Raw genomic sequence first — 23,836 nt, 5'->3', positions numbered from 1 at the left:
CAGCCAGTCTGCGTTACAGGCTGGCTAATGCCGAAATGCGCAGCCACAGGCTGACATCTCACCAGGCACGATTTTGCCGAAATGGGAGTGACGCTGCTTTAATTGTCCCTGTCCAATGCTGTTTTCTGCCTGCTGGCCAAGCCAGCGATCTATTGCGTTGCCCGTGATTTGCCTGATATCAGGTGACCAGCTGGTAAGATGCCAGGTAGAGCTACGGGCTTCCTCACTATCTCCAAATCCTGCCACCGCAAGATGGGTACCCTGACCAAAATCACGAATCGCCTGCATCGCACCAAAGGCCAGTAAATCGCTTTCACAGAAGAGTGCCTGAATACGCTCAGAGGCACGGGTCTTTTTCAGATAGTGCATCATCGCCTGATAACCGCCGTCACGATCAGCATCCTCCGTAGTAAGTTCTACGTTCAATGCCCTGCCCGCCGCCTGCAACGTGGTGCTGTAGCCCTGCTTTTGGGCGCTTTCACCGGGCTGACTCTGCATAAAGCCAAACCTCTGATGCTCCTGTGCGAGCAGTAACTCTGCTGTCATTTTCCCCGCCCGCAGCGCATCCGACTGCAATGCAGGCTCAGCGTCAATCTCAAGTACCGGCAGATTGCAGGCATCCGTCACCCTGCTGCCGGGTAATACCAGCAACCCCCGCAGCGCAAGGAGTGCGGCCTGCCGGATGAGTGCGGTCAGCGCCACTTCCGTTTCCGCACTCAGCAGCACGGAGATAACACCGCGCGCATTCAGCTGGCGTGTTACTTCATTCAGCATTTTCTGTTGATATGGGTTGAGCAACTGGCTTGTAACAATACCGATAACCGGGGGTAAAGCCGATCCCGTTAAGTCAGGCGTAGAAGATGTGATCATGGGTTTCTCTGCGACGGCAAACGATACCCACCACTTTACGGTAAACCAACCTGTTTCAACAGGTTATGGCATTCGATGCAGGCCGCAAAAATGAGTGAAATCAGATGTAATTGAGTTTGCAGTGGCAGAGCAGCAGGAATGAAACAGACGTCACGAGATGCAGAAGATGGACCGGGCAGCAGGAGTTGAACCCGCATCGTCAACCCATGAAGAGTTGCAGTAATACCTTTATACCATGCCCGAATGGCGTGCCTGGAAAAGCCGCGCTGTGTGAACAAGGGTAGTGCCACTCTGTGATCAGGCAAGCGCAAGCGGCAGCTATTTTTAGCAACCGTCGTCTGAAACTAAAAAAGTGGTGCCTTCGCCTGTCGGCATTGATTATTCAGCTAACCTTAAGTTTCAGGCAGCCTGTTCCGGTCGGGACGTATGGCCATCATCAAGCAGAGGTCAAGACTATGCCTTCAGGACAATTTTACGTGGTTGATCAACCCGAACTGAATTTTACGGCCAATTATCATATTGATACGGTCAGTGACAAACCTTACTCATCTAGGATGGTACTGGAGATCCGGAAGCAGTCACAGCCCACCGACGCCTTTGAGGCTATCAGCATCGGACATGAAGTGACCTTTGTTTCATCCAGTGGTGAGGCGCAGAAAATGGTGCTGGTGAGTGACACTGATGATGAGCTGGTGTTCAGCTCCCGGGGCTCTGATGCCAGCTTATACCGCTAAACGAAGGTTGCAGTGGCCGTATCCGCCAGATTACAGACACAAAAAAACCGCCCCTGGGCGGTTACGACATTACTGCATATTACTTTTTATTCTTTTGTCTGCGGCAGAAATATGGTGCCCGGGGCGGGACTTGAACCCGCACAGCCTTACAGCCGAGGGATTTTAAATCCCTTGTGTCTACCGATTTCACCACCCGGGCAGGGTGTAACTGGAGGCGCGTCCCGGAGTCGAACCGAGGTACACGGATTTGCAATCCGCTGCATAGCCACTCTGCCAACGCGCCTTAAACTGATGTGCCGTCAGGATAACCTGACCTGCGAATCTGGAGCGGGAAACGAGACTCGAACTCGCGACCCCGACCTTGGCAAGGTCGTGCTCTACCAACTGAGCTATTCCCGCAATTTTCAGTAATATCATCGAACCTGCTGATTTTACTTATCTTCTGGCAGACTGGCTGCCGTTCGATGCGATGCATTCTACTTAGATGGCGCAATGAGTCAATAAAATTATCCTCACAGCGCGTCCGTTTGCTGCTTTTTAAATCGTATCGATCACGGTTCGAGCAGATCGCCGCGTGCGGCGCTTAAATACTGAAACATCGACCAGAAAGTCAGCACGGCCGCAATGTATAACGCCACCACGCCAATCGCCACAACGGTAGCATCCGGACGCCATAACAGTGCAAAAAGAGACAACATTTGTGCCGTCGTTTTCACTTTACCAATCCAGGAAACCGACACGCTGCTGCGCTTGCCAATTTCCGCCATCCATTCACGTAGCGCAGAAATAATGATCTCACGGGCAATCATGGTCGCTGCAGGCAGGGTAATCCACCAGGCGTGGAAATTTTCTGCCACCAGTACCAGCGCGATTGCGACCAGCACTTTATCGGCAACCGGATCGAGAAATGCCCCAAAGCGCGTCGTCTGCTTCCAGCGGCGCGCCAGAAAACCATCAAACCAGTCAGTAACAGCAGCAAAGATGAAAATCAGTGCGGTAGCCAGCGGCGCCCAGGTGAACGGCAGATAGAAAGCCAGCACAAAGAACGGGATGAGCACGACTCGAAACAGGGTGAGACACGTCGGAATGTTTAATTGCATATGCCGGTAACTGTCTGGATATAGGTAGAATTTAGCCTATGTTCCTACATTGCCCCCCCCGTTTCAATGCTAGTGTTTCAACGAGTAGTATATTTTTTCTGCCAGAGCGTGTGAGATACCGGGTACATTGGCGATCTCCTCCACTGATGCATTCATCAGCGGTTGCAGGCCCCCCATGTACTTAAGCAGTTGCTGACGCCGTTTCGGCCCCACGCCTTCGATGCTTTCCAGGGCACTGGTGTTCTTCACTTTGGCCCGTTTTTTACGGTGACCCGAAATAGCATGATTGTGAGCGTCATCACGAATGTGCTGGATCACATGCAGCGCTGGTGCATCTGGTGGCAGTGAAACGCCCTCGCCTTCCGCCTCGAAGAACAGCGTTTCCAGTCCAGCTTTACGGTCGCTGCCTTTAGCGACGCCGAGTAAGATGGGTTTATTTTTATCCCATGGTACATCCAGCTCCGCGAAGACCTGTATCGCCTGAGACAGCTGGCCTTTGCCGCCATCGATTAGAATCACATCCGGAATCTTATCTTCTTCAATCGCTTTACCATACCGGCGACGCAACACCTGGTTCATGGCGGCGTAGTCATCACCCGGTGTAATACCAGTGATGTTGTAGCGACGATAGTCGGCACGTAGCGGACCATTCTGGTCAAACACCACGCAGGAGGCGATGGTCTGCTCTCCCATAGTGTGGCTGATATCGAAACACTCCATGCGTTTGATCTTGTCGAGATCAAGAAACTCCGCCAGCGCCATCAGTCGCTGATGAATCGTGGAGTGTTGTGCCAGACGCGTGGTTAACGCCGTGGCGGCGTTAGTGCGCGCCAGCTTGAGATAACGGGCACGATCGCCACGCGGCTTACTCTGAATGTTAACCCGACGTCCCGCCAGCTCGCTGAGCGACTCCGCCAGCAGTTCGCGCTCCGGCAGGGTAAAGTCCAGCAGGATGTCACCAGGCAGCGTACGTGCCTCACTGCCCTGCAGGTAGAACTGCCCGACGAAGGTCTGTACCACCTCGGCCAGATCGGTATCCACTGGCACTTTAGGGAAGTAACTGCGGCTGCCCAGCACTTTGCCCTGACGGATAAACAGCACGTGGAGACAGGCCATACCCGATTCATAAGCCACACCCATCACATCCAGGTCATCGCCCTGATTCGAGACAAACTGTTTTTCGGTGATGCGTCGCACGGCCTGAATCTGATCGCGCAGGCGTGCCGCCTCTTCGAAGCGCAGGCCAATGCTCGCCTCTTCCATGCGTTTGACCAGCTGATTGAGGACCTGATCGTCTTTACCGGCCAGGAACAGGCGCACGTAGTCGGTCTGCTCGGCATACTCCTCCTCACTGACCAGTCCCGCGACACAGGGACCAAGACAGCGGCCAATCTGATATTGCAGACAGGGACGTGAGCGATTGCGGTAAACGCTGTTTTCGCACTGGCGGATAGGAAAGACTTTTTGCAGCAGACCCAGCGTTTCCCGCACCGCATAGCCGTTCGGGAACGGGCCAAAGTATTCGCCTTTGGCATGCTTTGCACCCCGGTGCATCGCCAGTCGCGGATGGGTATCGCTGCTGAGAAAGATGTAGGGGTAAGATTTATCGTCACGCAGCAGTACATTGTAGCGCGGCTGATAGAGCTTGATGTAGTTATGCTCAAGCAGCAGCGCTTCGGTTTCGGTGTGGGTAACGGTGACATCGATGTGCTGGATATTGCTGACCAGCGCTTCGGTTTTGCGGCTGCCGACCTGAGCGCGGAAGTAGCTGGTCAGACGCTTCTTCAGGTCTTTGGCTTTGCCCACATAGATGACGGTGCCTGAGGCGTCATACATGCGGTAAACACCGGGTTTGCTGGTTACCGTACTCAGAAAGGCTTTGGAATCAAAAACGTCATTCACTACTGATTAACGGCTCCGCATTATAGAGGCCATGTCGTATGGCCAGATGCGTTAACTCTACGTCACCACTGATATTCAGCTTGCTGAACATCCGGTAGCGGTAGCTGTTAACGGTTTTAGGACTGAGATTTAACTGCTCGGAAATTTCCGTCACCTTTTGTCCTCGGGTGATCATCAGCATAATCTGCAATTCCCTTTCCGACAAACAGCTAAAGGGGGATTCCGCCTTTTGCGGCTCAATCTGACTCAATGCCATCTGTTGGGCGATGTCTGATGCGATGTAGCGCTGACCGGCATTCACCGAGCGAATCGCATTGATCACTTCCTGCGGCGCTGCCCCTTTACTGAGGTAGCCGGCTGCACCCGCCTGCATCACTTTAGCAGGCAACGGATTTTCCGTGTGAATGGTCAGCATGATGATTTTGATATCAGGGTTGTAACGCACGATTTTGCGCGTCGCCTCCAGTCCGCCGATTCCAGGCATGTTCATATCCATAAGGATCACATCAACCTGGTTGGCACGGCACCACTTAGCCGCATCTTCGCCACAGTTGACTTCTCCGACCACGGCCAGACCTTTGACATCCTCCAGGATGCGACGGATACCGGCACGGACAAGTTCATGGTCATCAACAAGAAGCACACTGATCAACGGGGAAACTCCAGAGGCTAAAAAAACAGGAAGCAATTAACGATTGCAAGCGGTAATCATACCCGTTTTTACCTCAAAAGCACATCAACAAAGCAAAACTGTCCCGCCTTAACATCATTACTTTTACCCTGGTCCAGCCAGCGATAACAGACATTTCTTACAACAGACAGCGCCGCTGCATAATCCTTAAACTCTCACCATTTCATGATATTAACAGCTTGTACTGCAGGTGCTCGCCGCCGCAGACGCGAGTTATCTCAGGCCCGGTAACGGCTATGATTACTTTCAGCGATTGATTAGTTGTACTGGACAAACCAGCTAATCCTGGCGAAGCGAACCGGCTGCCTCAGCAACTTACTGACCCTGTGATATACTCACGCACTGCTGTTCGGACAGATTGCCGACACGTTGTCATTCACCAAGGAGAAACGCATGAGCGATGAAGATTTTGCCACTTCGCAGGAAGCCCGGAAATTAGCGGATGAAATCGCGGGTCTGAAGATGATGATCACCCTGATCCTGAAAGGTATGGGCCAGGCGGATGCCGGCAAAGTGATTATTAACATGGAACGCTATGTACAGACGCTGGGCGATAAACCTCAGGCGGAAGTGTTTAGCAATACCATTAAGCAGATTAAAACAGCCTACCGTCAGTAAGCTTTTTGCCCCCAGCGGCGGGGGCAAATATTCTAACTGTGCGCCTGCCAGTTAACCGAAACGCCCAGCGTTGGCAGTACCTCTTCCGGACTAAAGCGCCGTGTTCCCCGATACTTCTCAGCCAGCGCTGGCTGAACCACCGGAATACGGATCGCAAACAGATTATCTTCTGACAGAATGAGTCCCGGCGTCAGCGGCTCGTACACCACTCCATGCTCTTCAAACATCTTCTCCAGCATCGGCGTTGCCGAACTGATGATGTACGCCATGCCGTTCAGTTCTGCCAGCTGCACCGCGTGCCAGAGAATGTTCAGCGGCAGTTCAGCATCGACGTCCAGCCGGGCCGAGAAGCGCGACATCTCCCACACTTTCTCATGGCTGAACGGCAGCACGATGCCTTCGCTCTGCTCAGGTTCGAACCAGGGCATCAGACGCGCACAGCCACTGATGCCCTCGCGCGCATTCCATGCGATAAGCCAGGTAACATCTGAACGATCGTAGCGATCATATTCCTGTCCTGGCGTGCTCAGGCGTGGCGGTATTGACCACCCTTCGCCGCGCGCAAAGACGCTGTAACGGTAGCTGCCGAGTTCGGCAAGCAAAGAGGATGGCATATCCTTTAATTGCGTTTGCACTATTTTCATCATGCGCCTCTGACATCCCCATGTTTGCAATGATTTCTTTGCGCCAGCCTGGCAAAGTCCCGGCGCAGGGTAGACAACAGACCTGTACAAAGGAACTGCCATATGTAGCAGTTGCTTATGTTCAAATCAGTCCGATTGCGGCTGCGTAGCAGGCAATCTGCGTTTTATTGGAAACATTGAAACGCTTTTGCATATTTTTTTGGTGAAAGTTAACGGTATGTTCAGAGATAGATAAAATAAGTGAAATTTCGACGGCCGTTTTTCCCTCGGCTGTCCATTTCAGAATTTCCAGCTCACGCTGACTAAACTCTTTTTTTAGTACCATCATTGCATCATCGCTAAAGCGTTCCAGCGTATCCAGGCTTAGTTCCGCTAAAAGATGTAGTTTCACCTCCAGCTCAGCATGACAGAGCGGGACAGAAATGGGCTGTTGCGACGATATAGATAATATACCAAGGACGCGATTTGGTGCCATTGCAGAGCAAGAAAATCCGCTCTGCAGCCCATATTCTCTCGCCTCACGCCAAAAATTGCCGGCGTCACCGAACAGCTCCTGCGTCCACGCCAGCCCCTTGCCCGGTCGCTGGCACAACCTGAGTACCGGATCGACAGCGTGATAATTCTGCTTTTCATAACGTTTAACCCATAATTTAGGATAAGTGCTATGTAAATGAATACGCGGTCGGCTAAAAGGCACCGGATGCTGAATCAAAAAGGCAAAATAATCGAAGCCAAATGATTCAGTAAATTGTTGCAATAACGGCTTCAATTCAGAAGAAGCCGTTAATGCCTGAAATTGTTCTTTCACCTCACTTCGCCAGGCGAAATAGTTTTCAGTACTCATATTGCCTCAGCGTTAATTTCACTCGCTCTTCCGGTATTATTCATTCGGATTCATCGGATAAAATAAACTAGCAAACGAAACTTAATTTATCTCAGCGGATGAATTTTTCATAAATGTACAGCCTATTTAACCTGTTGCCGTTGGAGCGAAGTGAAAAAGTGTCTCCGCCCTTACAATGTGAGGCCGATCACAGCAATTTCAATCACCCCAGGAGAATAAGATTTTTCTGATAGGATTTCAATCCCTGAGCTTCAATGCAATTTTATCTTATGCCCGAAAGTTCTGCTGAAAATATTGAATAGCGCTACTTATTGTTGAGTAAATAATGCGTAAACAAGGCGTTAATTAGCGCTCTAAAGCGAAGCGGCAGGTGCGATCTGTTGACATATTTTTTGTCAGGAAATAAGCGGGCTTCTGTCATTTTTACCTTAAGTCCAGGCGACGCCCTCCAGCACTGCGGCTGAAGAGAAATTCTGACTACAGGTAACCGACTCGCAGCCCATGCCCTGCGCTTTCGGGCAACAGCCCTGCCTTAATTTTTAACCTCAGTATTTTAAGCGAACCGATAGGCTGATAAACAAGGATATTCTGCACCCCCCGCTTTGGCGATACTCTCTGCTAAATCACTTGCCTCCTGCCAGGCTTTATCCACTTATCAGACTGCGGCAAACCAGCCCTCAGTAAAGCCTATTCGGGAAAGTCAGATTTACTTATCTCCTCTGTCTGAACATAAGCCCTGGCAAAGGTCACTATTTGTAGCAACAGCACGCAAACAGTGATTCTATTTTAATCACTTAATGACCTTACCGATAGTCACGCAACTGAATTATCCGAAAATAAATGACGCGATAAGTTCCGTTCATTTTCTTAAGGATACCTTCGTTATTTATACGATTAATCTGGCTTATTTTTTCCAGAGAGATCGTGAAGAGATTTCATTATGCGATCTGGCGTAATGGCGCCAGCAATGCTGATACTTTGCACAAGTGGTTTATTCTGCAGGCATCGTTTTATTACAACAAATGGTACTAAAAAAAGGCCTTTTATCAGCGTGCTGCTCTGCTGACAGACTATTTCAGCAGTGGATCAGGTTCAGCGATGATCGCTGGAATGAATTTGCTGTCACCATCAGAACATTTCTTAACCAAACACGGCCTTAATCCTGCCTGATGATTTATCGGCAATAGCCTGCACCTCGCATACCCAGATGAAAATGTGAGGCGTGCGCGGCGTTGTAGTCCGGGCCCAGCGCATTGCCAAATACGTCACAGCCGCCACGCCACAGTGCATGGAGCATCGCCGCTTTTTCTTCCGGCTGTTGCCAGTGACGACTGACCTCAAGCCGCTGTCCATCTGCCAGCTGAAAGCCTGTGACATCCCAGGCATCGGCGGTGGCATGTTCACTAAGACGCCCCTGTGTGCGGTGATAAATGTTACGACAGGCATAGCTGCCAACATGGGTAATTCGTACCAGTGGGCTGTGCATATCCCTGGAGGTCTGTTCACGACTGCGCAGCGCATACATGGTGCTGGCCACGGCCATCGGACAGCTGGCGAGGAAGCTGCTGCTGAGGCTGACCGGCCCAAATTTCTGAATTCGCAGCGGATGGCTGAGCGGGCAATTCCCTGTTACGGCCGGACGCTCGCTGAAGCTGACCCAGCCCGCCTGTTGAGCACCGCGCATCACCGTCAGACACGCCTCGGGATCGCTGGCCAGTCTTTTCATTTTAATCTGCGTCATCCAGCCCGGCGGATCAGTCACAGAGAGCGGCGTAAAAGGATTGAACTGCGGCGGCAGATGCTGCTTCAGCCAGGGCAAGCTGACCCATCCCAGCGCGATTAACAGCAAAAACAGGATAAGCGTGCGCATAGTCCCCTTTGCAGCATGATGATTAGCAAACGAAAAGTGTAGAAGCACATTGCCCTTCACGCCGTCGGCCTGACACAACGTGATGAATCATTACTCAGACTGACGCAGGATTAACCAGAATCGCCTGTAGCGATCGCATCTGAGTATGGCCGGTGTCACATCAGGTAAAAAACTGTTACCGGCTTTGGGGTGACTTCCTCTATCTTATCCGACTTGCCCTTGGGCAGACGCCTTAACTAACAGCCAGCAGAGCTGAAACAACATCAAGACAGGAAAGACAATTATATGGTTGATCAATATAAAGAAACCGCAGGCGCCCACGACGCGCCCGATAAGCTTCAGCGCAATCTGCACAACCGCCACATTCAGCTCATCGCCATTGGTGGCGCTATCGGCACCGGCCTGTTTATGGGTTCCGGTAAAACCATCAGTCTGGCCGGCCCCTCGATCATTTTCGTCTACATGATCATCGGCTTTATGCTGTTCTTTGTGATGCGCGCCATGGGGGAGTTGCTACTCTCCAATCTTGAGTACAAATCCTTCAGCGATTTTGCCGCCGATTTGCTTGGTCCGTGGGCAGGCTATTTTACCGGCTGGACTTACTGGTTCTGCTGGGTGGTGACCGGCATTGCCGACGTGGTAGCCATCAGCGCCTATTTCCAGCTCTGGTTCCCGGGCTTCTCGATCTGGATGAGCGCCCTGCTCTGCGTGGTAGTTTTTCTGGCGCTTAACATTGCCACCGTTAAGCTGTTTGGCGAGATGGAATTCTGGTTCGCGATTATTAAAATCGTCGCCATTGTGGCGCTGATCGTGACCGGCATCGTACTGGTGTCTATTCACTATCCTTCACCGGGTGGCGGCACGGCAGCACTGAGCAACATCTGGGATCACGGCGGGATGTTCCCGAAAGGACTCAGCGGCTTCTTTGCCGGGTTCCAGATTGCGGTGTTTGCCTTTGTCGGCATTGAACTGGTGGGCACGGCAGCCGCTGAAACCCACGATCCGCATAAAGTCTTACCGCGCGCGATCAATGCGATTCCTCTACGGGTGATTATGTTCTACGTGCTGGCGCTGATGGTGATTATGGCGGTAACGCCGTGGACCCAGGTAATGGCCGATCGCAGTCCGTTTGTTGAGATGTTCGTACTGATTGGTCTGCCTGCTGCCGCAAGTATCGTCAACTTTGTGGTGCTGACCTCCGCCGCCTCCTCCGCCAATAGCGGCATCTTCTCCACCAGCCGTATGTTGTATGGCCTGTCACAGCAGGGTGTGGCCAGTCGCGCTTTTGGCCGACTCTCTGCCCGCGCAGTACCAACCACCGGCCTGTTTTTCTCCTGCTTCTGCCTGCTGATTGGCGTGGCGTTGATCTACCTGATCCCGGATGTGATGAAGGTCTTTACGCTGGTGACCACCGTTTCGGCCATTCTGTTTATGTTCGTCTGGACCATCATACTGTGCAGCTATCTGGCTTACCGTAAAAAGCATCCGCAGCGCCACGCGGAATCGGCATTTAAAATGCCGCTGGGCAAGTTCATGTGCTGGGTTTGCATGGCCTTCTTTGCCTTTGTGCTGGTACTGCTGACGCTGCAGGAAGATACGCGCCAGGCATTGATGGTCACGCCACTCTGGTTTGCTCTGCTGGGTGTGGGCTGGATGCTGCGTACTCGCCGCCGCAGCTAATCGGTAACAGCATGAATAAAGCCCGGTCATCTGACCGGGCTTTTTTTACAGACGTTCACCCAGCGCAGAGAAAATGGCGGACAACGAGGGGCGTTCATAAGGTAAGCGCTGCGGCCGCGCATCGGGCTGCTGAGGCGTGCCCAGACCAAAAGTGAAGGTATAGTTATCGCCTTCACCCATGCGCAGATCGGCAATCGTCGTCTGCCCATCCTGCTCACGCAGGGAGAAGAAGCCGTGGCTGAACCAGGCGACACGTTCGGCATACCAGCTGCCCCGGAAGGCGTAGAACAGCTCAGGGTGACGCGGATACCACGTGACCTGCAGCGGCCGCGAGGGCGACAACAGCGACCAGTAAGCTTCGCCGTAGCGATCCGGCGTCATAATCACGCTGCGCCAGACCAGCGTGTTAAACGCAGTCGGCGTCACCAGCACTTTACTGGCCGCAATGCCCTGCTCCGTCAGCGAATCACGAATCTGCCAGCCTGCTACGCTCTGAATCATCACGCTCCAGACCAGATACAGTGTACTCAGCGTCAGTCCGACGCGGTTTCCCCGCAGACCTTTGTCACCGCGCCGCCAGAGCGCGATGCACAACCCTATAAGCAGCGGCAGCGTATAGAGGGGATCGACGATATAAATGCTGCCGATGGCAAACGGATAATCGGTGACTGGCAGACCAAGCTGGGTGCCATAAACCGTCATTAAATCGAGCAACGGGTGGGTAATCAGCGCCAGCCAGATCGCGGGCCACCAGAGCAGCCATTTCCCCCGCTGACGAAACAATCCTGCGACAAGCCAGGCAATTAGTGGCGATGCAAGCGTAAGCCAGAGCAGCGCATGCGTTTCCGTGCGATGCAAAGTCATGTTGCGTATCGCATCGCCGTGGTCAATAAACACATCGAGATCGGGTAAGGTGCCGCAGACACCGCCCACCAGCGCGGCCTGCCAGACCGGCACGCGACGTCCCATCACGGCGACGCTGACCGAGGCACCCAGAACGAACTGCGAAACAGAATCCATTGATTAACTCCGTTACTGAGCAGTGAATGTTTCCTGAATTAGCGAACGCGAATCCCTTCAATGATCATGCGCTGAACGTTATCAACGGCCTGGTCGAAAAACGCCGGATCGCTGAGCGTCTGACCGGTAACGGCTTCAACCTGGGTAGCAAAATCGGCGTAGTGCTGCGTGGTGGCCCACAGCATAAAGATCAGATGCTGTGGCTGTACGCCCGCCAGCCGTCCTTCATCAATCCAGCGTTCAATAATGGCCGCCTTGTCATCCACCAGTTGCTTGAGATCGCCCGCCAGCTCCCCTTTCAGCAGGGGTGCGCCCTGAAGCATCTCCAGACAGAACAGCCGGGAAGCCTGAGGATGATCGCGCGACACCTCCAGCTTGAGCCGGATGTAGCGCCGGATGGCGACCAGCGGATCCTGATCGTGCGCCAGCGCGCGCAACGGTGCCAGCCAGACATCCAGAATCTGTTTGAGCACAGCGACATAGAGCACTTCTTTAGAAGGAAAATAGTAGAGCAGATTAGTTTTAGAGACATCGGCCAGCTCGGCCACCTTATCGAGGCTGGTGCCGTGAATGCCAAACTGTGAGAAGAAGGTTAATGCCGCTTCCAGTATGGCGGCCCGCTTCGCTGCGACCGCACGCGAACGACGCGTTGGCTTTTTTTCATCGGTATTCACACGTTTACCTCATCCATCTGGTGTCAGCGCATCATAGCAAAGGGATTCATCGCTGCCCAATCCGGGCCCTGCACCTTTTTTGCTCAGCCTGCATGCAAAACGTGCAGCGAATTTTGACCATATGGTCTGAAATGGACCCGTCACTCCACATAACTCTTTTGGGTTATTTTTAACTCTTTGTTATTTAAGACAATAAAAAATGTGGCACGCAGTTTGCAGAATTGTGACTGAGCGCAGCCCACAGGGACGTAGCAGGATGCAGTGCCGCGCGTGAAACACCTTTCCCCCATCGCAACGAGGTTTCACATGAAGATAGGCGTCTTTATTCCGATTGGTAACAATGGCTGGCTGATTTCGTCCAATGCGCCGCAATACATGCCGACCTTTGAACTGAACAAAGCCATCGTGCTGAAAGCAGAGCATTACCACTTCGACTTTGCGCTCTCGATGATCAAACTGCGCGGCTTCGGCGGAAAAACAGAGTTCTGGGATCATAACCTGGAGTCATTCACCCTGATGGCAGGCCTGGCTGCGGTCACATCACGTATTGAGATCTACGCCACCGCGGCCACCCTGACGCTGCCACCGGCGATTGTGGCGCGCATGGCATCCACTATTGATTCCATATCAGGCGGTCGTTTCGGCGTTAACCTGGTGACCGGTTGGCAGAAACCAGAATATGAGCAGATGGGAATGTGGCCGGGCGATGAGTACTTCGGCAGCCGTTACGCTTATCTGACCGAGTACGTTACTGTGCTGCGCGACCTGTGGGGCACCGGAAAATCGGACTTTAAAGGTGAGTTCTTCACCATGAACGACTGCCGCGTCAGTCCGCAGCCGCAGCGCCCGATGAAGGTGATCTGCGCCGGACAGAGCGATGCGGGTATGGCCTTCTCCGCCCAGCACGCCGATTACAACTTCTGCTTCGGCAAAGGCGTGAATACGCCTTCTGCGTTCAGCCCGACCTCGATTCGCATGAAGCAGGCCGCCGAAAAAGCGGGCCGCGATGTCGGCTCCTATGTGCTGTTTATGATCATTGCAGCTGAAACAGATGAAGAAGCGCGGACTAAGTGGGAACACTACAAAGCCGGTGCGGATGAAGAAGCACTCTCGTGGCTCACCACCCAGAGTCAGCAGGACACCAAATCAGGCAGCGACACCAATGTGCGCCAGATGGCGGATCCGACCTCGGCCGTCAATATCAATATGGGCACCCTGGTAGGCTCTTATGCCAACGTGGCGCGGATGCTGGATGAAGTGGCGCAGGTTGAGGGCACTCACGGCGTGCTGCTGACCTTTGATGATTTCCTGGAAGGTATTGAGAACTTCGGTCAGCACATTCAGCCGCTGATGGCCTGTCGCAGCGCCCTGCTCGATGCACAGCAGGAGGTAGCATAATGAGTACCGTTTATTGTGCCCACACGCCGGATGTCCCGCAGGTTGAACTGCCGGCGCGGCCAGAGCCGATAGCCTTTCCGCCTGGCCAGACGGCGCTGATTGTCGTGGATATGCAGAACGCCTACGCCACCGAAGGTGGCTACCTCGACCTGGCCGGCTTCGATGTTTCCGCTACCAAACCGGTAATAGCGAAGATCCATCAGGCAGTGACGGCGGCCCGTGCGGCCGGCGTTCAGATCATCTGGTTCCAGAATGGCTGGGACAGTGACTATGTTGAAGCCGGTGGCGCCGGTTCTCCCAACTTCCACAAATCGAATGCGCTGAAAACCATGCGTAAACGGCCTGAACTGCAGGGTTCACTGCTGTCGAAAGGCGGCTGGGATTACGCGCTGGTCGATGAGCTTAAGCCACAACCCGGTGACATCGTGCTGCCAAAATCACGCTACAGCGGCTTCTATAACACCCCGCTCGACAGCATGCTGCGCAGTCGCGGGATCCGTCATCTGATTTTCACCGGCATCGCCACCAACGTCTGTGTGGAATCAACGCTGCGCGACGGCTTCTTCCTGGAGTACTTCGGCGTGGTGCTGGAAGACGCCACTTATCAGGCTGGCCCGCCTTTTGCTCAGCAGGCAGCGCTGTTCAATATCGAAACCTTTTTTGGCTGGGTATCGGATGTCGATACCTTCTGCGAAAGCCTGAATACCCGCTAATCCACTAAGAGGACGTCGCAATGCCGAAAAGTATTATTGTTCCGCCGGGCACCACCACACCTATCGCCCCGTTTGTCCCCGGCACGCTGGCGGATGGCGTGGTCTATGTCTCGGGTACGCTGCCGTTTGATGGTGACAATAATGTGGTGCATGTGGGTGATGCCGCCGCGCAGACCCGCCACGTGCTGGAAACGATTAAAAAGGTGATTGAGACCGCCGGTGGCAGCATGGCCGATGTGACATTTAACTCGATCTTCATCACCGACTGGTCGAACTACACCGCGGTGAATCAGGTTTATGCCGAATACTTCCCCGGTGAAAAGCCTGCCCGTTTCTGCATTCAGTGCGGGCTGGTCAAGCCTGACGCGCTGATTGAGATCGCCAGCGTGGCACACATCGGCAAGCCGGAGGTCTGATGCAGCTGGATATTCTGGGCCTGCAAAATCCCGAGGCACCGACACTGGTGCTCTCTTCCGGTCTGGGCGGCGTGGCGGGTTTCTGGCAGCCGCAGCTGGCGGCCCTGACGGCACGCTATCGGGTCGTGCTCTATGACCAGCGAGGCACTGGTCGCAGCGCGGACAGCTTACCGGAAGGCTACAACATGGCGATGATGGCGGCTGAGCTGGCCGACGCGCTGGCGCAAAACGGCATCCTGCGCTTCAGCCTGATCGGCCACGCGCTGGGTGGTCTGGTGGGAATGCAGCTGGCGCTGGATTATCCGGATCGGATCGAACGGATCGTAGTGATCAACGGCTGGCTGACGCTGCATCCGCATACCCGCCGCTGCTTTCAGGTGCGGCAGGATCTGCTGCTCAATGTCGGCGTCGAGGCTTTCGTCCGCGCTCAGCCGCTGTTTCTCTATCCTGCTGAGTGGATGGCCGAGCATCAGACGCGTCTGGAGCAGGAAGATAGCCATCACGTCACGCATTTTCAGGGGATGGAAAACCTGATGCGACGGCTGCATGCCCTGATGAGCGCCGACTTCAGCGTACGGCCCGCCGCAATTCCGCAACCGGTGCTGGTGATTGCCAGCCAGGACGATTTGCTGGTGCCGTGGAGCTGCTCAACCGAGCTGGCCACGGCGCTGCCTAACGCCACTGAACAGATGATGGCCTGGGGCGGCCACGCCATGAGCGTCACCGACCCTGAAAACTTTAATGCCCTGCTGCTGCAGTGGCTGGATCAGACTGATGACGTGCAGCCGCTGCAGCGCGTCGCCGGCTAACCCTTTCGCGGAGAACACTATGAGCCTGGAAACCCTTACCCCAGCCGTTGAGAAAACTGAGTTTCGTAATGCGATGTCGCGGCTGGGTGCTGCGGTCAACATCATCACGACAGAAGGCCCGGCCGGACGCGCAGGCTTTACCGCCTCTGCAGTTTGCAGCGTCACCGATTCGCCGCCGACGCTGCTGGTCTGCCTGAACCGCTCTGCCTCGGTGTACCCGATGTTCCGCGAAAACATGCAACTCTGCGTCAATACGCTGGCGGCGGGACACGAAGCGCTCTCCAATCTGTTCGGCGGAAAAACGCCCATGGCTGACCGTTTTATTGCCGCTGAGTGGTCGACGGCCGTGACCGGCTCGCCGGTGCTGAGCGGCGCAGTCGCCTCTTTTGACTGTCGTATTACGCAGATTGTCAGTGTCGGCACACATGACACGCTGTTCTGTGAGGTCGTGGGCTTAGTGCGCAATGACGACACCCACGGCCTGGCCTGGTTTGACCGGGGATACCATCCCCTGATGCGGCAGGATGCCTGTTAACGCTTCCCTGTAACTCACCGGCATTCATAACGCTCTGGAGTAGACGATGGCACGATCCTGGTTTCCGCAATGGCAGAAGAAGTCGGCACTAACAGAAAACGGTATTATCGCCCCGGATGAGACACTCCCTCTGGGACAAACGCTGGTGCTGGGTTTACAGCATGCGGTGGCGATGTTTGGCGCAACGGTGCTGATGCCGCTGCTGATGGGGCTGGATCCCAATCTGGCGATTCTGGTCTCGGGTATTGGCACGCTGCTGTTCTTCTTTATTACCGGCGGTCGGGTGCCCAGCTATCTCGGGTCGAGCGCCGCCTTTGTTGGCGTGGTGATTGCGGTAACCGGCTTCAGTGGTCAGGGACTGAATCCAAATCTCAGCGTGGCACTGGGCGGCGTCATCGCCTGTGGTGTTCTTTACACGCTGATAGGGCTGGTGGTGATGAAGTCAGGCACGCGCTGGATCGAAAACCTGATGCCGCCGGTGGTGACCGGCGCGGTGGTGATGGCGATCGGGCTGAATCTGGCTCCAATCGCGGTTCACAGCGTCTCCGCCTCTTCATTCGACAGCTGGGTCGCGGTGATGACCGTGCTCTGTATCGGTCTGGTGGCGGTGTTTACCCACGGGATGATTCAGCGTCTGTTGATTCTGGTCGGCCTGATTCTGGCGTGGGCGATCTATGCGATTCTGACCAACGGTCTCGGACTGGGCAAGCCGGTCGATTTTACGATGCTGTCACAGGCTGCCTGGTTTGGTCTGCCGCACACCACCGCACCGACTTTTGATCTGCAGGCGATGGTGCTGATCGCGCCGGTGGCGATCATTCTGGTGGCTGAAAACCTCGGACACCTGAAAGCGGTGGCGGGCATGACTGGCCGGAACCTCGATCCTTACATGGGACGGGCTTTTGTCGGCGATGGCCTGGCAACCATCCTCTCTGGCTCTATCGGCGGCAGTGGCGTGACGACCTATGCCGAGAATATTGGCGTGATGGCTGTGACCAAAGTCTACTCCACGCTGGCATTTGTTGCCGCAGCCATCATCGCTATCCTTGCCGGTTTCTCGCCGAAGTTTGGTGCGCTGATCCACACCATTCCGGCCCCGGTAATCGGCGGCGCATCCATTGTGGTGTTCGGACTGATTGCGGTGGCAGGCGCACGCATCTGGGTGCAGAACCATGTCGATTTAGGTCAGAACAGCAATCTGATTATGGTCGCTACCACGCTGGTTCTTGGTGCAGGGGATTTCGCGCTGAAAATCGGCTCTTTCACGCTGGGCGGGATCGGTACGGCCACCTTTGGCGCGATTATCCTAAATGCGATTCTGCGCCGACGCAGCGCGGCGCAGCAGGATAAGCCGCTGGCGCGACAGCAGGGCTGACTACTTCAGCGGTGTGGCAGCAGGCTGCACCGCTTTTTTTCGTTTCAGCCGCAGCTCACTGACGATTACCCCGCAGACGATCAGCGCCCCACCCAGCAACGCCAGCGCAGGCAGGCGCTCACCCGCAACACGTCCTACCACGCCAGCCCATACCGGCTCTCCGGCATAAATCACTGTGGCACGGGTCGGCGAAACGCTGCGTTGTGCCCAGTTCATGGTGACCTGAATCAGCGCACTGGCCGCACCCAACCCCAGCGCGCTGAGCAGCAGCGGTGTTGAGATCGCGGGCACCGTCTCTCCGTTAGGGATCATCAGCACAAAGGCACACAGTGACGCCACCGCCAGCTGGATCAGCGTCACGCGGCGTACATCGACCTGACCGGCATAGCGGCTGATTAAGATGATCTCGGCGGCAATCGCCAGCGTGCTGAGCAGCGTCGCTATTTCACCGGCATTCAGGCTAATGCGGCCATCCTGCGGCCCGGCCACCAGCAGCAAGCCGGTAAAGGCCAGCACAATCCCCAGCCACGACATCAAGCCCGGCGGACGGCGTAAAAACAGCCACTGCAACAACGGTACCACCGGAACATAGAGGGCGGTGAGAAAAGCGGACTGGCTGCTGGAGATGGTCTGCATTCCCCAGGTCTGAAGGCCATAACCTCCGGCGATCGACAGGCCAATCAGCGCGCCTGCTTTCACCTCCAGCCAGGTCATTCCAGCCAGATAACGGCGGAAAAACAGTGCCAGCAGCAACGCGGCGGTGGCAAAACGCAGGCCGACAAAGAAGAACGGGCCGGAGTGCTGCATCGCACGATGCACTACCAGGAAGGTGCCGCCCCAGATCATGGTGATAAAAAGTAATACCAGTTCCTGCCGCGTCAGGCGCAGGGTTAAACCGCGGAGTGTGTCCGACATAATTCACCTGATGATGGGTCTGGACGATATTGTGGGGAGAGCGAGGTAGAAAAGCAATGACGTTCACCGCCGGTCTGAACCGGCGGCAGTGTGAGGCTATGCGTCCGCTTTTTTAGGACTGCTGCGTCCGCCCTTTTCACCAGCACGCGCGGCACGCTGCGGATCATTTTTGAAATTACCACCGCTGTTTTTCCCCCCTTTACGTCCCGCTTCTGCGGCACGTTCACGGTTTTCAGCAAAATTTCCTGAACCTCCACGATGTGTCGTCATGATTTGCTCCTGTCGCGTAGTGCGATAAATAAGAATGAAATACAGAGGGCCGAAGCCGAATTCAGCCCATGCTTAAATAATAGCCAGATTCTGCTTTAAGTCGTCCCGCAGTCACATTTCGCAACAGAGTAATCACCAGCAATTTGATTAAAGAACGAACACTCTGTCGACATACAATCGATTAGCTGCAGATTTATTGCCCGACTCCTCCGCTGCGGCTTCAGCCTCACCTGCGTAAAACGAAAGCTCTTCTATACTTTTCCTGGATGTCAAAAACCGTCAAAAACACCTGGAGAGATTTATGGCCAAGATTCTGGTGCTCTACTACTCGATGTACGGACATATTGAAACAATGGCGAACGCGGTTGCAGAAGGCGCTCGTCGGGTTCCCGGCGCGGAAGTGGATATCCTGCGGGTACCAGAAACGATGGAGGCGGATCGCTTTGCACAGGTGGGCGGCAAAACCGATCAGCAGGCAGCTGAAGCTACGCCTGAGGTGCTGCCGCACTATGACGCGATTATCGTTGGCACCCCGACCCGCTTTGGCAACATGGCCGGGCAGATGCGAACGTTCTGGGATCGCACTGGCGGTCTCTGGGCGTCTGGCGCGCTGTTTGGCAAGGTTGCCAGCGTCTTTACCTCAACCGGCACCGGCGGCGGTCAGGAACAGACTATTACGTCAGTCTGGACCACCCTGGCGCATCACGGCATGGTGATTGTGCCTATCGGCTACGGAACCAAAGAGTTGTTCGATATTTCACAGGTTCGCGGTGGCACGCCTTATGGGGCCACCACACTGGCGGGCGGCGACGGTTCGCGTCAGCCTACTGAAGCAGAACTCAACATCGCCCGTTTTCAGGGTGAACATGTTGCCGGACTGACAGTCAAACTGCAGGACTGATTTAATCAAAGGAGAAAAGTATGTCTACTGAACAATCGAAAGCACATCACGTTGGCGAATGGGCCAGTCTGCGTCATACCTCCCCTGAAATTGCTGAGGCCATTTTCGAAGTGGCCAATTACGATGAAAAACTGGCAGAAGAGATCTGGCGTCAGCAAGGCAGTGATGACGTGCTGATTCGTGCCTTTGAAAAAACCGATAAAGATCTACTGACCTGGGATGACAAGCCCGTAGAACGCAAGAACGTCTGATTCAGGGGCGGGGCTTTCCCGCCCCCATTTTTTTAGATCACCAAGGAGTACGCTATGTCTTCCTATCAAAGCATTAATCCCGCAAACAACCAGTTGCTGAAAAGCTGGCCATCACACGATGAAGCCGCCGTCAGCCATGCCCTCGAAGTGGCCGATCGTCTTTTCCATTCTTCATGGAGCAAAGGTGATATTCAGCCACGTCTGCAGGTACTGACAAAACTGGCTGACCTGATTGATAGCCGCGCGGAAGAACTGGCCACCATCGCCAGTAAAGAGATGGGTAAACTGATTGGTCAGAGCCGTGGCGAAGTGAAAATCTGTTCACAGATTGCCCGCTACTACGCAGAGAATGCGGAACGTATTCTGCAACCGCAGTCCTATCCCAGTGAGCTGGGCGAAGCCTGGGTTGAGTATCACCCGATTGGCGTGTTAGTCGCCGTCGAGCCGTGGAACTTTCCTTACTATCAGTTGATGCGCGTGCTGGCTCCTAACCTGGCGCTGGGTAACCCGGTGCTGGCGAAACACGCCAACATTGTGCCGCATTGTGCCGATGTCTTTGAAAAGCTGGTTCGTGAAGCGGGTGCGCCGGAAGGGGCATGGACTAACCTGTTCATCTCCACCGATCAGGTCGCCGATCTGATCGCTGATGATCGTGTTCAGGGTGTCGCCCTGACCGGTTCTGAGCGTGCAGGCAGCGCCGTGGCTGAGCAGGCCGGTAAGCATCTGAAGAAATCGACGCTGGAACTGGGCGGCAATGACGTGTTTGTGGTGCTGGATGACGCCGATCTCGACGAAGCCGTCCGTCAGGGCGTGCAGGCGCGCCTCAGCAACTGCGGTCAGGTCTGTACCGCCGCAAAACGTTTTATCCTGCATGAGAAGATTGCCGATCGCTTTATCAGCCAGTTCAGCGCCGCGCTGAGTTCTGCCACGCTGGGCGATCCACTGGATGAGAAGACCACCCTTGGCCCGCTCTCTTCCGCTGACGCGCGTGACCGTCTGGTGAAACAGGTAGACGAAGCGGTCACTAATGGCGCAAAACTGGTGACGGGCGGTAAAGCGGTTGAAGGTGCAGGTTGTTTCTATCAGCCAACCATTCTCACTGGCATTACCCCGGACAACCCTGCCTATTATCAGGAGTTCTTCGGCCCTGTGGCGCAGATTTATGTCGTGGGTGACGATAATGCGGCTGTGGCGCTGGCAAACGACTCGCACTACGGTCTGGGTGGCTCAGTCTGGACGCGGGATACTGCTCGCGGTCGTAAACTGGCTTCCGCCATTGAAACCGGTATGGTGTTTATCAACTCGCAGAGCGATACCTCAGCGGAACTGCCTTTTGGTGGTGTGAAACGTTCAGGCTATGGTCGTGAGCTTTCTGATCTGGGTATCAAAGAGTTTGCTAACCAGAAACTGGTTGTTGTAGCGGGTTAATCGCCCTTCAGCCATAAAAAACCCCGTCTCGACGGGGTTTTTTATTATCGGCCGGATAGCGCGATTACTGTGTTGCCACAGCCGGTGACTTAGATTCGCCGGTGTGCGCAGCTGCAGGCGTATTCGCAGCGTTAGCCTGGTCAGTTGAGGCTTTCGCGCCACTGGCTGAGGCTGCTTTGTCTTCCTTCGCTTTATCCGCTGCCACTTTGTCCGCTTTTGCCTTTTCAGCGGCGGCTTTATCCGCTGCCGCTTTGTCCGCTTTTGCTTTATCAGCGGCGGCTTTGTCGGCTTCAGCTTTCGCTTTGGCTGCGGTCGCTTTATCCGCTTCAGCTTTATCCGCAGCAGCATCATGCGTTGCTGCAGCTTTCGCACTGTCGTCGTCAGACTGCGCTGCTGCTGGTTGTGGTGCCGCCGCTGGCTGCATTGGCGTACCCTGCAGCGCAGCGTTCAGCGCCTGAGAGAACTGATCCCAGCTGCAATAGCCGTTGGCATCGGTCTCGCAACCCGCCAGCTGCAGCGTTACGCGCTTCGGTGGGTTCTTCAGGCTCAGCACGTCCGCGTTGCGCAGCTGATCGGCGGTCTGATAGACGTACTCGACTTTGAGCAGGTCTTTATCATTTTTCGCATCATGCCAGCGTTCGAAAACAACCTGACCGCCAATCGGCGTTTTTTCGTAAGTATCAGGCAGTTCATAAGGCTTAACCTGCAGTGCGCTCAGCAGTGAGGCAATGTTCGAGTCATGGCCGACCATCAGCGTGATTTTCGGCGCGTTGGCTTTGTCCTGATCCACTAACTGACTGCGGATGTAATCCACCAGCGGTGCAGCCACTTCACGGGAAACGTCCGGGCTGGTGAACAATGAGTCCTGATAACCATTTTTGATCGCAGACAGCTCTTTCCACTGTTCAGGCGTTTTGATCTGGCCCCATGCAACCTGATCCAGCGGGAAGCCTTCGTAATATTGCAACGTGAAGGCATCCATCAGGGAATTACCCACTTTCAGCGGGCCACTGACAGTCGGCTCTTTACCGTTTTCAGCGCTGAAGGTGTTCTGGCCGCTGCTAAGATCACACTGCTTTTTATTGTTGCAGGCAGGCGATGCTTTGTAGTCGACAATCTTTTCCAGCCGCTGGAAGGCAGGCTTCAGCGACAGTTTTTCATTCGCAGCAGCCATCGCGGCCAGTGCTTTCTTATTGAATGCATCGCTGCCGTCTGTGATGACCGGATTGAAGATAGGATCCATGGAACCCATTTCATCCTGATGAGTGACCGCGACGTCACAGCCAGGGAAGGCGCCATTGACAAAGAACTGGGCGGTGGCAACGGTACGCTGCAGGCTGTTCGCGTAAACAAAGACGTTATTGCTGTCAGGACAGCTGCCGTTCTTCACCAGGCCCTGCTGTGCCAGCCACTGACGGGTGTAGTTACCCATGTAGACTTCCAGCACGCCACCTTTGGTGGTCAGCTGTCCGCCGGGAACATCCCACTGCGGCCAGCTTTTTTTGGTGGACTGCTCCAGCACGCTGCCATTATCGGCCAGTGGCGCACGCAGATTGTGACGACTCAACATCAGCACCTGTTGCAGCTGCATATCACCCTCAGCAGCAAATGCTACCGTTCCGACCGGCAATGCAGCGAGCACTGACAATGCGCAAAGACTCAGTTTCTTGATCATTGTGCCTATTCCATTTATTCAGTAAAGAAACACTCTGGCTATCAACCGATTAGCTCGCCTCAGAGCGATGTATTTAACAGTGTAACTCAGCTCGCCTCAGAAAAGCGCCAGATGTTTGCAAAAACAGTGAGTGGACTATAGCAGAGATGCATCGGACAGATGAATGCACAGCCGCGCGTCATCAGCAGAGGCGCGCTTTTTTCGGACAGGAGGAAGAAACAGGAACGGCAGAAACGAAACAGGCCAGCACTGAGTGCTGGCCTGTAAAATGTGGCGGAGGAGGAGAGATTCGAACTCTCGGATGGTTTCCCATCGGCGGTTTTCAAGACCGCTGCCTTAAGCCGCTCGGCCACCCCTCCGTTTTGAAACTGTACTGCATCGGCAAAATTATTGATTTTTACCGCTTTATTGCTCGTGGCAGATAAAGTGGCGGAGGAGGAGAGATTCGAACTCTCGGATGGTTTCCCATCGGCGGTTTTCAAGACCGCTGCCTTAAGCCGCTC

The 23,836-nt window shown here is 54.6% G+C and carries 24 protein-coding genes and 5 tRNA genes; 12 read left to right on the top strand and 17 right to left on the bottom strand.

Annotated elements, in window-relative coordinates; translation table 11 throughout:
* Positions 1 to 24 precede the first annotated feature (24 nt).
* On the bottom strand, positions 25 to 870 hold the full coding sequence (locus AC2LB6_RS13130) for a substrate-binding domain-containing protein (RefSeq protein ID WP_490093850.1): 846 nt from the start codon (positions 868 to 870) through the stop codon (positions 25 to 27).
* A gap of 167 nt (positions 871 to 1,037) precedes the next feature.
* A tRNA-OTHER gene (locus AC2LB6_RS13125) sits at positions 1,038 to 1,113 on the bottom strand.
* Positions 1,114 to 1,163: 50 nt separating this feature from the next.
* Between AC2LB6_RS13125 and AC2LB6_RS13120 the strand changes: the two genes are divergently transcribed.
* Entirely contained in the window at positions 1,164 to 1,604 is a 441-nt protein-coding gene (locus AC2LB6_RS13120) for a hypothetical protein (protein ID WP_490093849.1), read from the top strand.
* A 112-nt stretch (positions 1,605 to 1,716) separates the two neighbouring features.
* Here AC2LB6_RS13120 and AC2LB6_RS13115 read toward each other — a convergent pair.
* From AC2LB6_RS13115 to uvrY, 6 genes are all read right to left on the bottom strand, one after another.
* Positions 1,717 to 1,803: transfer RNA gene (locus tag AC2LB6_RS13115), tRNA-Leu, on the bottom strand.
* 10 nt (positions 1,804 to 1,813) lie between these two features.
* Positions 1,814 to 1,887 (bottom strand) — tRNA-Cys (locus tag AC2LB6_RS13110).
* Positions 1,888 to 1,927: 40 nt separating this feature from the next.
* A tRNA-Gly gene (locus AC2LB6_RS13105) sits at positions 1,928 to 2,003 on the bottom strand.
* A 152-nt stretch (positions 2,004 to 2,155) separates the two neighbouring features.
* Positions 2,156 to 2,704 (bottom strand): CDP-diacylglycerol--glycerol-3-phosphate 3-phosphatidyltransferase, encoded by a 549-nt coding sequence (gene pgsA, locus AC2LB6_RS13100; protein ID WP_490093848.1) that lies wholly within the window; start codon positions 2,702 to 2,704, stop codon positions 2,156 to 2,158.
* Positions 2,705 to 2,773: 69 nt separating this feature from the next.
* A complete protein-coding gene (uvrC, locus tag AC2LB6_RS13095) occupies positions 2,774 to 4,606 on the bottom strand; it encodes an excinuclease ABC subunit UvrC (protein ID WP_490093847.1) in 1,833 nt (610 codons plus the stop codon).
* On the bottom strand, positions 4,599 to 5,258 hold the full coding sequence (gene uvrY / locus AC2LB6_RS13090) for a UvrY/SirA/GacA family response regulator transcription factor (RefSeq protein WP_010246608.1): 660 nt from the start codon (positions 5,256 to 5,258) through the stop codon (positions 4,599 to 4,601). The genes uvrC and uvrY overlap by 8 nt, the downstream gene beginning before the upstream one ends.
* 432 nt (positions 5,259 to 5,690) lie before the next feature.
* Here uvrY and AC2LB6_RS13085 point away from each other — a divergent pair, with 432 nt between their 5' ends.
* Positions 5,691 to 5,915, top strand: a complete 225-nt coding sequence (locus AC2LB6_RS13085; RefSeq protein ID WP_003849983.1) for a DUF2594 family protein — start codon at positions 5,691 to 5,693, stop codon at positions 5,913 to 5,915.
* A gap of 32 nt (positions 5,916 to 5,947) precedes the next feature.
* Here the strand turns inward: AC2LB6_RS13085 and AC2LB6_RS13080 are convergent, their stop codons facing one another.
* The 3 genes from AC2LB6_RS13080 to AC2LB6_RS13070 form a co-directional block, all read right to left on the bottom strand.
* On the bottom strand, positions 5,948 to 6,559 hold the full coding sequence (locus AC2LB6_RS13080) for an autoinducer synthase (RefSeq protein ID WP_490093914.1): 612 nt from the start codon (positions 6,557 to 6,559) through the stop codon (positions 5,948 to 5,950).
* Between the two features lie 121 nt (positions 6,560 to 6,680).
* Positions 6,681 to 7,403 carry an autoinducer binding domain-containing protein gene (locus AC2LB6_RS13075; RefSeq protein WP_490093846.1) on the bottom strand — a complete coding sequence of 241 codons (723 nt, stop codon included), beginning with the start codon at positions 7,401 to 7,403 and terminating at the stop codon, positions 6,681 to 6,683.
* Between the two features lie 1,174 nt (positions 7,404 to 8,577).
* On the bottom strand, positions 8,578 to 9,273 hold the full coding sequence (locus AC2LB6_RS13070; protein WP_490093845.1) for an extensin-like domain-containing protein: 696 nt from the start codon (positions 9,271 to 9,273) through the stop codon (positions 8,578 to 8,580).
* Between the two features lie 285 nt (positions 9,274 to 9,558).
* On the opposite strand from AC2LB6_RS13070, the gene cycA reads away from it, so the two are divergent.
* On the top strand, positions 9,559 to 10,953 hold the full coding sequence (cycA, locus tag AC2LB6_RS13065) for a D-serine/D-alanine/glycine transporter (RefSeq protein ID WP_490093844.1): 1,395 nt from the start codon (positions 9,559 to 9,561) through the stop codon (positions 10,951 to 10,953).
* 45 nt (positions 10,954 to 10,998) lie between these two features.
* Here cycA and AC2LB6_RS13060 read toward each other — a convergent pair whose 3' ends face one another.
* Together AC2LB6_RS13060 and rutR are read right to left on the bottom strand one after the other, a co-directional pair.
* Positions 10,999 to 11,973, bottom strand: coding sequence for a metal-dependent hydrolase (locus AC2LB6_RS13060; protein WP_490093843.1), 975 nt, complete (start codon positions 11,971 to 11,973; stop codon positions 10,999 to 11,001).
* A gap of 38 nt (positions 11,974 to 12,011) precedes the next feature.
* On the bottom strand, positions 12,012 to 12,647 hold the full coding sequence (gene rutR / locus AC2LB6_RS13055) for an HTH-type transcriptional regulator RutR (protein WP_003849991.1): 636 nt from the start codon (positions 12,645 to 12,647) through the stop codon (positions 12,012 to 12,014).
* A 306-nt stretch (positions 12,648 to 12,953) separates the two neighbouring features.
* Here rutR and rutA point away from each other — a divergent pair, with 306 nt between their 5' ends.
* The 6 genes from rutA to rutG are packed head-to-tail and all read left to right on the top strand — an operon-like array spanning position 12,954 to position 17,893.
* A complete protein-coding gene (rutA, locus tag AC2LB6_RS13050) occupies positions 12,954 to 14,045 on the top strand; it encodes a pyrimidine utilization protein A (protein ID WP_490093842.1) in 1,092 nt (363 codons plus the stop codon).
* On the top strand, positions 14,045 to 14,758 hold the full coding sequence (rutB, locus tag AC2LB6_RS13045; protein WP_490093841.1) for a pyrimidine utilization protein B: 714 nt from the start codon (positions 14,045 to 14,047) through the stop codon (positions 14,756 to 14,758). Before rutA ends, rutB begins: the two co-directional genes overlap by 1 nt.
* Positions 14,759 to 14,778: 20 nt before the next feature.
* The gene (gene rutC / locus AC2LB6_RS13040; RefSeq protein ID WP_490093840.1) at positions 14,779 to 15,174 is read left to right on the top strand and encodes a pyrimidine utilization protein C; all 396 of its coding nucleotides are present in this window, start codon (positions 14,779 to 14,781) and stop codon (positions 15,172 to 15,174) included.
* Entirely contained in the window at positions 15,174 to 15,983 is an 810-nt protein-coding gene (rutD, locus tag AC2LB6_RS13035; protein WP_490093839.1) for a pyrimidine utilization protein D, read from the top strand. Before rutC ends, rutD begins: the two co-directional genes overlap by 1 nt.
* Positions 15,984 to 16,002: 19 nt before the next feature.
* Positions 16,003 to 16,518: an NADH-dependent FMN reductase RutF gene (gene rutF / locus AC2LB6_RS13030; RefSeq protein WP_490093838.1), complete on the top strand. Its 516-nt coding sequence runs from the start codon at positions 16,003 to 16,005 to the stop codon at positions 16,516 to 16,518.
* 46 nt (positions 16,519 to 16,564) lie between these two features.
* Positions 16,565 to 17,893, top strand: a complete 1,329-nt coding sequence (gene rutG / locus AC2LB6_RS13025) for a pyrimidine utilization transport protein G (protein WP_090962416.1) — start codon at positions 16,565 to 16,567, stop codon at positions 17,891 to 17,893.
* On the opposite strand, the gene AC2LB6_RS13020 is transcribed toward rutG, so the two are convergent.
* Both AC2LB6_RS13020 and AC2LB6_RS13015 read right to left on the bottom strand, forming a co-directional pair.
* Positions 17,894 to 18,808, bottom strand: a complete 915-nt coding sequence (locus AC2LB6_RS13020) for a DMT family transporter (protein WP_490093837.1) — start codon at positions 18,806 to 18,808, stop codon at positions 17,894 to 17,896.
* Positions 18,809 to 18,904: 96 nt separating this feature from the next.
* Complete coding sequence (locus tag AC2LB6_RS13015; RefSeq protein WP_013357370.1) at positions 18,905 to 19,078, bottom strand: con-10 family general stress protein; 174 nt, start codon at positions 19,076 to 19,078, stop codon at positions 18,905 to 18,907.
* 301 nt (positions 19,079 to 19,379) lie between these two features.
* Between AC2LB6_RS13015 and wrbA the strand changes: the two genes are divergently transcribed.
* The 3 genes from wrbA to AC2LB6_RS13000 are packed head-to-tail and all read left to right on the top strand — an operon-like array spanning position 19,380 to position 21,658.
* A complete protein-coding gene (wrbA, locus tag AC2LB6_RS13010) occupies positions 19,380 to 19,979 on the top strand; it encodes an NAD(P)H:quinone oxidoreductase (protein WP_022625914.1) in 600 nt (199 codons plus the stop codon).
* 20 nt (positions 19,980 to 19,999) lie between these two features.
* Positions 20,000 to 20,230 carry a YccJ family protein gene (locus AC2LB6_RS13005; RefSeq protein ID WP_010669794.1) on the top strand — a complete coding sequence of 77 codons (231 nt, stop codon included), beginning with the start codon at positions 20,000 to 20,002 and terminating at the stop codon, positions 20,228 to 20,230.
* A gap of 54 nt (positions 20,231 to 20,284) precedes the next feature.
* Positions 20,285 to 21,658 carry an NAD-dependent succinate-semialdehyde dehydrogenase gene (locus tag AC2LB6_RS13000; RefSeq protein ID WP_490093836.1) on the top strand — a complete coding sequence of 458 codons (1,374 nt, stop codon included), beginning with the start codon at positions 20,285 to 20,287 and terminating at the stop codon, positions 21,656 to 21,658.
* 64 nt (positions 21,659 to 21,722) lie between these two features.
* Here the strand turns inward: AC2LB6_RS13000 and agp are convergent, their stop codons facing one another.
* Together agp and AC2LB6_RS12990 are read right to left on the bottom strand one after the other, a co-directional pair.
* The gene (gene agp / locus AC2LB6_RS12995; protein ID WP_490093835.1) at positions 21,723 to 23,333 is read right to left on the bottom strand and encodes a bifunctional glucose-1-phosphatase/inositol phosphatase; all 1,611 of its coding nucleotides are present in this window, start codon (positions 23,331 to 23,333) and stop codon (positions 21,723 to 21,725) included.
* A gap of 271 nt (positions 23,334 to 23,604) precedes the next feature.
* Positions 23,605 to 23,692 (bottom strand) — tRNA-Ser (locus tag AC2LB6_RS12990).
* Between the last annotated feature and the right edge of the window lie 144 nt (positions 23,693 to 23,836).

The organism is Pantoea sp. RCC30.1, from assembly GCF_058148845.1.
The sequence above is the reverse complement of the archived record's forward strand: the minus strand, read 5'-3'. Positions and strand labels throughout refer to the sequence as shown.